The sequence below is a fragment of the Paenibacillus sp. GCM10023252 genome (assembly GCF_042653305.1).
Taxonomy (GTDB): Bacteria; Bacillota; Bacilli; order Paenibacillales; family Paenibacillaceae; genus Pristimantibacillus.
In genome coordinates this window covers 13,712-25,030 of record NZ_JBHSHW010000021.1, presented here as the reverse complement: position 1 = coordinate 25,030, position 11,319 = coordinate 13,712, and the positions used below count along the sequence as shown (strand labels likewise).

Genomic DNA, 11,319 nt, shown 5'->3' with positions numbered 1-11,319 from the left:
TGTTGGGCACATCATTCTCACTAAAAAAGCCTTTCCGGTCTGCATAAGGCAATATGAAAGCAAATAAATACACCGCAACACTTATTGAGATCAATAAGACAATAAAACTAAGTTTATGCTTCTGAATTCTATGATTTGTAAGAATGTATGTAGCCTCCTCGGCCTCATCTAGTTCTACGTACAACTAGCTCCCAATTAACTATGAAATTCCACTTGTGGCCTGTAATACAATTCTCCATCCATCAGGATCACAGATTGTTATGCCGTTAAGCTTCCAATAAGGGTTCTCAGGCTCGACTACAGGGTATCCCATAGAGATTATTCTGGATACAACTTCATCTCTGGATTCCAGGTTAGGTATATAGAATACCAAGAGATTATCTTCAGAGGGTGGTGGAATGGGAATAGCATGTTCATGCTGGGTGAATTCCAGATGATAGTTGATGCTAGGCAGTCCAAGCATCACACCATCGTAACCATCATGATTTTGGAAGGATCCTACAATGTTTAGACCAAGACCGTTAGTATAGAAATCTACAATCTTATTCAATTGATGGGTTGGTCTAGCAACTCGGAATTGTATGGCAGGTATCCTATTCGACCATGGTTCGTTCAAGTAAACCCCTCCTGTGAAGTAACGATATTAGAACTGGTTTTGTATGGCATCTTTAAATACATGGATTGGTTCTTTATAATCGATTGGTTTATATATCAATCTATTTAGCCACTTCATTCTTTCCATATTATCCTTTAAATCTAGGTGGGCATCAGTCTCATGCATTGTAATTTCTTTCATGGTTGCCAGAACACTTCTACTATTCGTTTTTGAGATTATGATCTCAGATTTACTACTCACATACGCGTTAACTAAACCTTGATGAATGTCTTCATATAACAGGTATTGTTCAAGGGTAGAGAGGAATTTTTGTTTCAACTGTTTTATCTGCGCAGTTCTAACTCCATCAATGATTACACACAGTCGACTTAAATCATTAATGAAGATAATATGCTTCCGATTATTCAGTCTGTAGATATGCGAATGCCAGCTAAAAAGCTCTGATGTATCTGCATGCTCTGTTGGCGAGACTTTCATATCCTTCATCAGGTCTTGAGTGAATCTTAAGACGAACACAAGCGTCAGCCCTCTCTTCTAGTATGATCAACAATGGTTTGAACAACTAATTCTAATGCATAAATTCTTCTATGTAGAAGCGTTCTTTGAATCTTGCCCTTTCTTGATCGGTATTGCTGCTTCTTCTGAAAATGTCCCTTTAGGTTCAAGATAAGCAACTTTCATTCGTCTTTCGCCTTAAAGTTCTTATTTTAGTCGTGGATATTGTGTTATAAGATTCCTAGAATCTTCTTTAGATATTCTCGGGGTCGTGTCCTAATCATGGACTTCTCCGGTTACTTCTACAATATTATTGCATACCATTTTTTTCTCCTCTTAGAGAGGAGCCACTGCTTAAAATTAGGAAGCATACCGCAAAAAGGTGGAAGCCTGCCCTTGTCATCGTAACAAGGGCCGGCTTCCACTTTTTCAGACTCAACTGTTGCTTCTGCCAGCCGCGATCTGCTCATGGAAGTCAGGCGTTGCGCTGAGCATCCAATTGCGATGGAGCACTGCGGTATCGTCCGGCTCCAATGCCCCATAGTTCCACGTTCCCCCGGAGGCTTCCACATACTGCTTCATCACGATTAGGAAGGCGTTGCTCCACGAGCGGTATCCGCTAATACTAGGAACTAACGGATAATATTCGTCATTAGCACTTCGAATGACCGTATGAATGACCTCCTGCAGAAGTCCAGGTAGATCTGCGGCATTCACCTTCTCAGCAAGATGCTGGGGCAGCTCCGTCTCCTCCGTTCCCGCATACCGCTCATATTCCTCTGATGTGACGGCCCCCTGCTCCTTCGCCAGCCAGAGACACATTCGATCCAAGGCAGGCTTGTACGCCTCAGGGACCGAGAGGGTAAGCTCAGGCTTCGGGTTGTCCAGATCGATTACGAACGACTCGCCAAGCTTATGGAGACGAACATTCCCGCGTACGCCCAGCCATCTAAGTGCAAGCAGCGCATGTGTTCTCATCTTGCCAGGAATAGACTCATCGCGGCACACCCGGCGCAGCAACCGCTCGCTACGTGGATCAGGCAGGAGGCACAGCATACGGACGGCAGTGAGCACCATTGAATCGTCCTTAAGCCAAGCTTCCGCCTGGGCGAAGAGTGAATCCGTTGTTCCCTTCACAATCAAGTCCAGCTCGATGACCCTTGCTGCATAATCCTCGAGCGTCAACATTCCTTCGCGCTTCAGAGTCTCTTCTCCACGTTCCTCTGCCAGCTTGCGGTATTGGGCTTCAATATCCTCCGCCATCCCAGCGAAGGACTTCTGTTCCTGCGAACTTACGCCGGGGCGCCCTACCATTGAGCGAGCCCATCCAGCCATGGCCTGCGGATAATTACGGAACATCATGAACGCAATTGGAACCAGCTGCTTATCGTAGGGAAGCTGCGGCTGCAGCGCATACCTGGATAGAATCGTCTGCGTGTCGACCTCCTTACGCATCAAGCTCAGCGCAAGCACGAGACCATTCCAAGCGCTTCCGTCCGCTGCTTGTTCTGCAATCGCTCTATAGAAACAATAAGCTGCAATTCCGTAAGACTCATTTTGTAAGTGACGGCGGCCCAGCCCGCTGAAGTCCTGATTCATATCCATTCATCCTTTGCACGGTTAGTAAATCTAGTATACACTATCTCTTAATGAAAGCGCTCACGAGCTTTGCTCGATTCATCTCTTCTAAAAATTCGCATACCTTGTCCAATCGGGGAATAATAATTCTGTTCTAACCATTACAATTGAGGCTATTAATACTAGAATGACAATCAGAATGAAGCAAGCAAAACGTAATGGTGATGGTAATTTCCCCGGATACTTACCACCCATAGCATACTCTCCCAAAGGCATGCCTAAGGCCAAGGCGATTTAAAATAAAATGACCCCCACTTTCATCTCTATTTCTAATCTTCTACGCTTAGTCCATAGCGTCAGGCCCCGCGGCTCTATCCCCAGAATAATCCTCTATTATCTGTGTCAACGATTTTTAATTGTTTTTCAATATCCTCTTCAGGCGTTATTTCCTCTACATAGTGCCACTTATCTTTGCTATCTCTCCAGTATACTTTCCATTTATTCTGATCTAGCCGGAATTGCGCAATATCTAACTCCACCCAACCTTCTCCCTTGAAAGCTGGTCTTTGTTCAACCAAAGTCACATTTTTGCCTCTGAACTTATAATTGAGCTTTATCTGATCTCTTAAGTGCTTCGGGATTTTCTTATCAATATACTCTGTCATTATTTTTTCTATTCTCTTCTTTGTGAATGCGTCTAGCATGAATACACCTCGAATTTTTTTATGACTTTCAGCTCTGGTTTATCTGGTCTTAATTTATTTTTGAAGTCCTAATGAGGTTCCCCAGGTAAAATTAATATCGGGCTTAGTATTAATGATTAGTGGTAATACAAAGTTATCATCTTCAAATTCTATTTTAATTCCTTCTGAATCTTTTTGCTTGTCAATTATGATTTTATCCCAAGTCTTTGTCCCTTTGGCATCCTTCAATACTTCTTTACCAAACAGTAAGACGAGTTCTAAAATCGTTTTCGTCTGTTATATATTTAACTTTTGTATATCCCATGTTTATCGAAATTCCATAAATATACTCCGTCACTCTTCTATCCTTACAGTATATTGCAACATAAACACTATCAATAACCAAAAGCACGAGTTCACAATCACTGACAAGATATTCTTCATAAGTCTTTATTTCAATCGTGTCCTTACCCTTAGGGAAAGCTTTCAGATCCTGAAATATTATATAGTAATCGTTGTTCTCTACTATGCTTTTCAGAGTACCTCCATCCATACTGTCTATAGGCTCTGGAAAAAGGGCATCTCCTAATGTACCATTAGCTATTCGATATGCTTCTTCCCCACCAATTCGCCAATTGTACTTATCCATGTCAAAACGCTTGAGTATGTCCCCAAGAAATCTACCGTACATATTTGGGATTTCAAAACTGATCCCTCTCATCAGATACAGTTCCCCCTTTTAGCTTTACTCAAGAACCCTCATCTGCTTTATAGCTCCTTAGGCTTTCTGAGTTACTCAATCCCAATTATTAAATACAATGTCTTTTACTTTTTGAGGTTTCCAATAATTTATTTGTCTGATTTCCTGACTGTCTAGTAATTTTAAAGTTACTTCATCTACTTCACGTTCCAAGTCCAACACACTCATACAACGATAATGTTTATATGTACTTTCTAGAGTTAACAATCTGTTCTCTGAATTTATATATTCACATATTTCTTTATGATCAATGAAGTTAGCAATCCCATAATCATAATAATCAGCCAACCCAACTATAGGATAATGCCTATTCATTAAAATACAGAGTTCTTTGTTATTGGTCTTTAACTTTCCTAAATAGTAATTACCACTGCTCAATTCAATGACTTCTAATTCTACATACTTAAATTCAACTAGTAGCTTGTAACAAAATAGTTTGAATTCTAATTCGGAAATCGACTCATTTTCTTCTGGTTTTCCGAAATCAGTGATTCCTTTAGGTAATTGTTTCATTCGTTTCCTTTCATGGTTTCGGTCATTTCTAATATCGTTCTTTCACGATATGCCAAAAGGCTTAAGCTGTACTGCTACTAAGCAAAGGGACTTACTCCGCCAGGTGACGCCGACAGTAGCCTTGCAGGTGTTCCTCTTAAACTACTTCTTCGGATTTATTACTGGCGGACCGTTGGGTTAATGCCCCGAAGTGTGAATATGGTTTTAACGAAACTCTCTTTGCTTCAATGAGTTCCATTCAGAATCTCTAATACTAATATGGCTTCCTCTTTATATTCTTCAAGATTGTTCAGTTCCATCCATCCAGCCTCATTACCTTATTTGATAAAATCTGATTACGGCTTCTTTGCCTTCAATTGTGGAACTTAATAATAAAATAAATTCTCGATCTGGATACTTAGTTCTTAATTTCTCTTCCCAGTTTTGAATTAGTTTTATTCCCGTTAAAAAATCATCTAAATCTTCATAGTTTTCCCGCTTTCGAAGTGTTGCGTGTAACGTTCTTAGTGTAACGTTCTTAGATTATTGACGTCCAACTCCCTTAAACCCCGAGGGCAGCTGCGATGCGGTTTAGAGATGGATATGTCCAGTTAATTATGCTTCCCTGCTATTGGCAACTACTTCTTTGAGCTCACATCTAACTCCTGCTGTACCGAGGGCCGAATGCCCGAAGCGTGAACACGGTGTTAAGTGATGTTCCCATCTCCTTGAATTACATTAATATGATCTCTTCATACTTCATTCAATTTATGATCAGGAATCATTTTCATTTGTATCCATTCTTCGAAAGAGTTGAATATCTTAGCTCTTGGCCATTCATTGTTTTTATTATTTGTCCATGTTAAATGTACTTCGACATATTTATGAGGTTCATCAATTAATTGAAATAATACATCGTCCTGATCAAATCTTCGTGCAATTGTCTTTAGCCTCACTCCAGCAAGTAGATGTTTAGGTCCAATCTCCTTGTTAAGCTGCTCTACAAAAAGAATTGATTCATCCATATTCCATGGATCTAAAAAAGTGAAATCACTAGAATAAAGGTTAATTGTAATCACCTACCGCCGAATTTTTTACTACAGACAATTCATTTTATTGAGAACTTTAGATAGTACTGTTTTAAATGACTCTCTGTACACCGAAGTTTCATATCCATCAGCTATGCATTCAAATAATTCGTCATGAAATAGTAGTAAATAATGAATACGATCTCTCCACGGCTCTGGGTTGTAATAGTCATGTACGCTATTTATTTTTTCTTCTGCTTTAATCCAATTAGAATTGATGACTTTATGTGCACTGTAAAATTTTAACCCCTTTTTGTATAATGGATGGCCGTACAATACTTCATCATTTGCTCCACCAAATTTATAAGCATAGCAACCTTTAAATTCAACTACAGCTATCGGTAGTTCCTCATTAGCATTGGAATCCATAACTTTAACATTAATTCCGTCCCAGTCTTGGCTCTCTTCTTCTATGTAATAAATCAAGTAGGATTGATGCCCTGAAGAAATAACATGAGGTATCGGTGCTCCAACACTCCATTCTGGTTCCCAGTCAATAGGAAGTGCATACTCATCTGAATTGGTGAATTTCTTAAATAGCATAAATCTCCTCCAATTAAGTCTTATTCATTACATCGATGCTTATAGTATTTCGCCTACAACATTCTAGTCACAAGCCATTTACCTAATGCATATATTCCTGAGAAAAAAACAAGACTTAAAAGCCCTGGAACCATTAAGTTGAATATTGTAACCTCCCCAACCCATTGCAGCCCGATATTTGAAGATAAAACTTGACCCCCATTTTTCTCTATCTCACGGATTTCTTTCATCTGTTCAAACTTAATAAATATATAAAACCCAATGACCAGTAACAGATTAATACCTAAAGAAAAGATGAGTGCTTGAATTATAGTGGATTTCATTGGATGTTCCTCTCCTTATTGAAGAATCAGGATTGGTCCGCAGGGTTGAAGACTTAGCCTGTGATTAGATGTGCATCTGCCTCTTGAATTACTTACATAGGAAATGAATTAAATTTATTAACTACTTCGGCTATATCACTTTTATTATTCAAATCAATTATTCTCCTTATTTTCATGTCCCATGGTTTTAAATTAAATTGATTGCAAATGTCTTTACAGATTTCAAGTGTTTTTAATATATTTCCATTTGGTTTATATAAAGATGTCCTAACTGAAACTTCTGAAATGTTAATTTCTTTTTGTCCTGTATTTAACTCTAAATCGAACTTATTAGTTCCATCATCAAATGAAAAGTAGCATTCTTTATCAAACGATGGCCACTTATCAGGTGGAGAAGAATTGAATAAATCATTTAACGATTCTAAATATTTTACTAGAAGCTTAAATTGAATAGTACTGCTACCAAAAAATTCAATTCCATCTTCTGTTAACTCAGCCCAATTCATGCTGGGAATTAGAATGATCTGATAATATCCTGCTGCCATGACTTCCACTCCCTAATTCTCATGCAGATGTTTCTCCTCAGTTCTATTTTGATTTAATTTCTCTTAGCTTTTGATTGATATCATCCAATGATCTTTGAAGATATTCCATTCTTCTTAATCCTGAATATTGATTTCCTATAATTCCGGCAAATCCAACTATGACAACAATAATTAGAATGATGATCATTACATTTCCTCCACGTTGAATATATAAAATAATCTTCCGGCTACTTATTCGAATCCTACAGTACCAAATGTTTTCCTTATAGCTCTTTCATAATTATTTATTTCAAAATAAAATGGCCCAAGATTAATTGGATTACTGTCATTTTCTTTCTTGAAATTTTCCCATATGACAATATCTCCTTCTCTCTCAATCTGGACCGAAATAAATCCACATTCTTCATCGCCACACATTGGGCAAACTAAGACGGGATATCTATTATACATATATTCATGATGATCAATTAGTAAAAAGTAATCAATCATTTCCCTTTGATTCTCTGCACTTCCCCACCCAAGAGATGGGACCATATCATGTTTTTTAAGAATTTGATAAATTGATTTACCGTCAATAATGAGGTCTGCGAATTTAGTGTTTTTGTTTCCATCTTGATTCGGATCTAAATCATCGAATCTTTGAGACGGTTTAATTTCTAAGTAGTTAAAGGTTTCCATGATATCTCCTTTCCAGCCCATCACGGCGAAGAGACCTGTCACCGGGTGGCTCCTTCAATATTCCTGCAGATGTGTAATGCCCCGATGATTACTCGATCTTCTTTTTTATTTTCCAAGGTATAGTGAATTGAAAATCAATTTGTGTAAAAGGTAATTTCCCATCTTCAAATGGAACCAACTCCAAGTCTTGTGATAAGCCTACTGAAAAATTACCATCTACATCTTCAAAGTCAGACGATCTTGTAACTTCTCTATTAAATCTATCTCTGCCAGATACAATCTTGCCTACAAAGTGATACCAAACTCCAGCAAAATATTCTTCTTCGTCTTCTTCACCTGTGTAAAAACCGTGAGACTCTGAGTCCTTTGTATAATCAATTCCCAAAACATTAAGTAGCTCTGTAACTTCTAATGGGAAAATTGAGTGTATTTGCGAATAAAAGTTCTGACAATGTAGGCAATGGCAATGTTCAGAGGCCATTCTTCAATTCACGGCGCCGCCCCACCACCATAAGTCCAAGAAGGGACCGCCGCGATGTTGTTAGGTGGTGCAGCTGTGTCACGCTGAATCTGTTTCCCTGCTATTGGCACCATCTTCGAGTTACTCTTTCATTAAATCTTCTAATTTATATTTTTTCTGACACTCTTGGCATTTGAGATAAGTTTTCACTTTATATTTTTTTCCATAAAAATGAGTTCCATTAATGTTATCCCACCCCTCCTCGATAAACTCCTTATCATGAACTCTAATTAGCTTTTGATTACAATGGTTACAATATTGTTTTTTAAAGTAGAAGTTTTTGATTTCTTTCAAACTTATTTCCCCGGAGTATGATCGATTAAACTTAGATCCTAATTTTTTATAATTAACGATTGTCACTATAAAAGCAATAACTAAAAAAACGCCAAGAACAAATAACAAGTTATCATTCATTATTTTTCCTTTTATTAATTTGATGTTTAATACTTTCGAAGCACATACTTATAGTTTTTCTAATTTAAACCTCAACTTGGTTAATGCATTTATTACTTGTAACCTATTCTTAGATGATTTCATCCAGTCCGGAATCCTACTTGCAACACTTTGATTTATATTCGGTATCCTTCTTCTGTTGGTACTGCTTATGTAACCTTCTAAATAATCTAAATGTTCCTTATTAAGCACCCAGAGTTCATGACCACATACCGGTGTTCTTAAAAACAAATTATAACCATACGCTGTTCCTTCATTCCGCCCCCATAGAGAAGTAAACAAATCAATAGAATTTAGGCTGCTTTGATATCCGCATTTGTAACAAATGATTATTGCACTATCTTTTTTTAAAGTAATACAGTGCAAACATTCAGGACATTCAATTAGCTTGTCGTAGTTGTAAAAGAAACTATATATCGTTTCACCGGTATCTTGAAACATCACTATTTACTCCTCTTCGAATCTACGTGTGAGCCCGAGGTCGCTAGCCCAATGCGGTGTTATCTGATGTCCGAGACTTCCCTGATATTACTCACATATAATAATCAATAAAGTAACCCTTTGAATCCCATGAGTCTTCTAAGTCCATGTTATGAATGCGTAAATAAGTGTAGCAGAAGTAACCTTGAATTACTCACAAAGTCTTTCTAAAATCTTCGCGACTCCATCTTTATCATTAGTTTCTGTAATCTCTTTTGATATCCGTTTTAATTCTTCAATGGCATTTCCCATTGCCACGGGATATCCACAAGATTTAAATAATCCTATATCATTAAAATCATCACCAAATACCATGACGTTTTCGAGTGCAATGTTCATCGATTTACACAAAACGGATACTGCACTTTCCTTAGAAGCCCTCAGGGATGAAAGCTGAACCAGCTTTCCATTGTCTGTCGTTAAAATATTTAATTTCGTTTTGAATTTCTCAAGAAACGACAATATATCAAGGTCCCCTGAAAAAAGGATCTTTGAGGCTGCAAGTCGTTTGAGTTCTTCCAGCGGCTTTACAATAGGATTGTCTCTAACTTTAATGAGTGTCGTGTAATCATATTCCCTTAAACTCATCCATTCATCCTTCACTTCTAGACTTATATCAAGATTAGGGTTACAAGTTAGACAGTAATCTAGGACTTCAGTTGTAACTTCAGATTCAATTAGCACATGATCCCTTATTCCAGTATGTTTACAATCAATATAGGCTCCATTGTAGTAGATAAATGAACCTAATCTGATTAATTCTTCTTTCATAAATGACCTGACTGCCCTTGGCGGGCGTGCTGTTGCAAACACAAATTTCATACCAAGACTTGTGCATTCCATAATGGCTCTATGACTTCGATTAGTAATTTCTTTATTTGAATTGAGGAGTGTACCATCTAGATCCAAGACGATTAATGGAAACTTCAGTGAGATCACCTCTTGGTAAATGCTTCTGGTTATCTAGCTTAACGTTTTTGTATTCACGACGTTCAACTCCCGATGAGTGAACAGGGTGTTATCAGCTATTGCAAGAGACCCCGCAGCTTGCGAGGCGCCTCAAACTCCCTTATATTCTTATTGAAATTTTTCAGTTAACTTCTCTGCTTCGTTTTTGATCTTTTTATTATCCAGGCTGATATTGTCAAGACTATACTTACTATTAAAATAGTAAAACCACATAGTTGTAAGGAATCTGCTTGTTCTACTCTGATATTGTAATCAAGTAGTATTTCAGGTGTAGGATCTTGATAGGGAATACCAGGATGTGTAACAAATCCAGCTAACAGTAGCAAAATACCAAATATCATTGAGCTAGTAGACATAAGTTTGAATAGTTTAATAAAACTTCACCCCGCATAACGATTTCATCTAACGTCTCTCGCATTCATGAATCCCACCAGGGATTATCCGCAGCTCTTGCTTCTCTGAAATCCCTCTTTGTACCGAGGCTATTCACTAATCCATAATCGGTCAACTATAACCAACTGACCAGCTTGAAATGTCATCCTGTATATATCTGGCTTTGACGTACTATTCCAGAAATCAAATCCATATGTCTGATCAAAATAGTTCATGATGATCGTCATGATATTGCCATGCGTTCCTATTGCTATGCTTTTCCCCTCATATTCCTTCAGTAATTCAAGAATGACAGGAATCGCTCTTTGTTGAGCTTGTTTCGTACTTTCCCCGCCTTCCAGGCAATAGTCATAATCATTAAATGACTTCGCAATAGCTTGTAAAAGTTCTTCCCATGGTGCCTTGTAATCTAATCCCTTTATAGGCCTCTCAATCAACTCATCATATTCTCTAATTGGCAGACCCTTACGTTCCGCCAGATATTCCACCGTCTGTCTGGCTCTTAGATATGTACTAGAAGCAATACAATCAATTTCTTCAGAATCTAATAGATCCGCAACTTTCTTCGCAGCCTGGAAGCCTTCATCTGACAATCCTCTGGATCGTTCTTCGCCAAATACATATGGAGATTCGGCATGGCGAATCATATAAATATGGGTTTTCATACTTCCTCCTTGAGATCATAATCAAAGAAAATCTACTG

Annotated in this window: 17 protein-coding genes; all 17 read right to left on the bottom strand. The window is 38.0% G+C overall.

What is annotated here, in order from left to right:
* Positions 1-199: 199 nt before the first annotated feature.
* Positions 200-616 carry a VOC family protein gene (locus tag ACFO9Q_RS11005; protein WP_379181789.1) on the bottom strand — a complete coding sequence of 139 codons (417 nt, stop codon included), beginning with the start codon at positions 614-616 and terminating at the stop codon, positions 200-202.
* 27 nt (positions 617-643) lie between these two features.
* Positions 644-1,132, bottom strand: coding sequence for a DUF6933 domain-containing protein (locus tag ACFO9Q_RS11000; RefSeq protein ID WP_379181787.1), 489 nt, complete (start codon positions 1,130-1,132; stop codon positions 644-646).
* Between the two features lie 414 nt (positions 1,133-1,546).
* Positions 1,547-2,710, bottom strand: coding sequence for a HEAT repeat domain-containing protein (locus tag ACFO9Q_RS10995; RefSeq protein ID WP_379181785.1), 1,164 nt, complete (start codon positions 2,708-2,710; stop codon positions 1,547-1,549).
* 350 nt (positions 2,711-3,060) lie between these two features.
* Positions 3,061-3,393 carry a DUF3024 domain-containing protein gene (locus ACFO9Q_RS10990; RefSeq protein WP_379181782.1) on the bottom strand — a complete coding sequence of 111 codons (333 nt, stop codon included), beginning with the start codon at positions 3,391-3,393 and terminating at the stop codon, positions 3,061-3,063.
* Between the two features lie 235 nt (positions 3,394-3,628).
* On the bottom strand, positions 3,629-4,093 hold the full coding sequence (locus ACFO9Q_RS10985; RefSeq protein ID WP_379181780.1) for a DUF2691 family protein: 465 nt from the start codon (positions 4,091-4,093) through the stop codon (positions 3,629-3,631).
* Positions 4,094-4,168: 75 nt separating this feature from the next.
* Entirely contained in the window at positions 4,169-4,645 is a 477-nt protein-coding gene (locus tag ACFO9Q_RS10980; protein ID WP_379181778.1) for a hypothetical protein, read from the bottom strand.
* Positions 4,646-5,376: 731 nt separating this feature from the next.
* Positions 5,377-5,649: a hypothetical protein gene (locus ACFO9Q_RS10975; RefSeq protein WP_379181776.1), complete on the bottom strand. Its 273-nt coding sequence runs from the start codon at positions 5,647-5,649 to the stop codon at positions 5,377-5,379.
* Positions 5,650-5,721: 72 nt separating this feature from the next.
* On the bottom strand, positions 5,722-6,255 hold the full coding sequence (locus ACFO9Q_RS10970) for a hypothetical protein (protein ID WP_379181774.1): 534 nt from the start codon (positions 6,253-6,255) through the stop codon (positions 5,722-5,724).
* 53 nt (positions 6,256-6,308) lie between these two features.
* Positions 6,309-6,578: a hypothetical protein gene (locus ACFO9Q_RS10965; protein WP_379181772.1), complete on the bottom strand. Its 270-nt coding sequence runs from the start codon at positions 6,576-6,578 to the stop codon at positions 6,309-6,311.
* Between the two features lie 92 nt (positions 6,579-6,670).
* On the bottom strand, positions 6,671-7,123 hold the full coding sequence (locus ACFO9Q_RS10960; RefSeq protein WP_379181770.1) for a hypothetical protein: 453 nt from the start codon (positions 7,121-7,123) through the stop codon (positions 6,671-6,673).
* Positions 7,124-7,166: 43 nt separating this feature from the next.
* Positions 7,167-7,310 carry a hypothetical protein gene (locus tag ACFO9Q_RS10955; protein WP_379181768.1) on the bottom strand — a complete coding sequence of 48 codons (144 nt, stop codon included), beginning with the start codon at positions 7,308-7,310 and terminating at the stop codon, positions 7,167-7,169.
* Between the two features lie 44 nt (positions 7,311-7,354).
* A complete protein-coding gene (locus ACFO9Q_RS10950; RefSeq protein WP_379181766.1) occupies positions 7,355-7,843 on the bottom strand; it encodes an oxidoreductase in 489 nt (162 codons plus the stop codon).
* Between the two features lie 46 nt (positions 7,844-7,889).
* Positions 7,890-8,186 (bottom strand): hypothetical protein, encoded by a 297-nt coding sequence (locus ACFO9Q_RS10945; protein ID WP_379181764.1) that lies wholly within the window; start codon positions 8,184-8,186, stop codon positions 7,890-7,892.
* A gap of 216 nt (positions 8,187-8,402) precedes the next feature.
* A complete protein-coding gene (locus ACFO9Q_RS10940) occupies positions 8,403-8,735 on the bottom strand; it encodes a hypothetical protein (protein ID WP_379181762.1) in 333 nt (110 codons plus the stop codon).
* Between the two features lie 48 nt (positions 8,736-8,783).
* The gene (locus tag ACFO9Q_RS10935) at positions 8,784-9,215 is read right to left on the bottom strand and encodes a hypothetical protein (RefSeq protein ID WP_379181760.1); all 432 of its coding nucleotides are present in this window, start codon (positions 9,213-9,215) and stop codon (positions 8,784-8,786) included.
* A 189-nt stretch (positions 9,216-9,404) separates the two neighbouring features.
* Positions 9,405-10,193, bottom strand: a complete 789-nt coding sequence (locus ACFO9Q_RS10930; RefSeq protein WP_379181758.1) for an HAD family hydrolase — start codon at positions 10,191-10,193, stop codon at positions 9,405-9,407.
* Between the two features lie 512 nt (positions 10,194-10,705).
* A complete protein-coding gene (locus ACFO9Q_RS10925) occupies positions 10,706-11,281 on the bottom strand; it encodes a histidine phosphatase family protein (protein ID WP_379181756.1) in 576 nt (191 codons plus the stop codon).
* Positions 11,282-11,319 lie beyond the last annotated feature (38 nt).

What these genes read in the sequence shown, in the direction of transcription:
- ACFO9Q_RS10925 (WP_379181756.1), bottom strand. Translation starts at nt 11,281, where the DNA reads ATGAAAACCCATATTTATATGATTCGCCATGCCGAATCTCCATATGTA.
- ACFO9Q_RS10980 (WP_379181778.1), bottom strand. Translation starts at nt 4,645, where the DNA reads ATGAAACAATTACCTAAAGGAATCACTGATTTCGGAAAACCAGAAGAA.
- ACFO9Q_RS10940 (WP_379181762.1), bottom strand. Translation starts at nt 8,735, where the DNA reads ATGAATGATAACTTGTTATTTGTTCTTGGCGTTTTTTTAGTTATTGCT.
- ACFO9Q_RS10935 (WP_379181760.1), bottom strand. Translation starts at nt 9,215, where the DNA reads ATGTTTCAAGATACCGGTGAAACGATATATAGTTTCTTTTACAACTAC.
- ACFO9Q_RS10985 (WP_379181780.1), bottom strand. Translation starts at nt 4,093, where the DNA reads ATGAGAGGGATCAGTTTTGAAATCCCAAATATGTACGGTAGATTTCTT.
- ACFO9Q_RS10990 (WP_379181782.1), bottom strand. Translation starts at nt 3,393, where the DNA reads ATGCTAGACGCATTCACAAAGAAGAGAATAGAAAAAATAATGACAGAG.
- ACFO9Q_RS10965 (WP_379181772.1), bottom strand. Translation starts at nt 6,578, where the DNA reads ATGAAATCCACTATAATTCAAGCACTCATCTTTTCTTTAGGTATTAAT.
- ACFO9Q_RS10960 (WP_379181770.1), bottom strand. Translation starts at nt 7,123, where the DNA reads ATGGCAGCAGGATATTATCAGATCATTCTAATTCCCAGCATGAATTGG.
- ACFO9Q_RS10975 (WP_379181776.1), bottom strand. Translation starts at nt 5,649, where the DNA reads ATGGATGAATCAATTCTTTTTGTAGAGCAGCTTAACAAGGAGATTGGA.
- ACFO9Q_RS10995 (WP_379181785.1), bottom strand. Translation starts at nt 2,710, where the DNA reads ATGAATCAGGACTTCAGCGGGCTGGGCCGCCGTCACTTACAAAATGAG.
- ACFO9Q_RS10970 (WP_379181774.1), bottom strand. Translation starts at nt 6,255, where the DNA reads ATGCTATTTAAGAAATTCACCAATTCAGATGAGTATGCACTTCCTATT.
- ACFO9Q_RS10955 (WP_379181768.1), bottom strand. Translation starts at nt 7,310, where the DNA reads ATGATCATCATTCTAATTATTGTTGTCATAGTTGGATTTGCCGGAATT.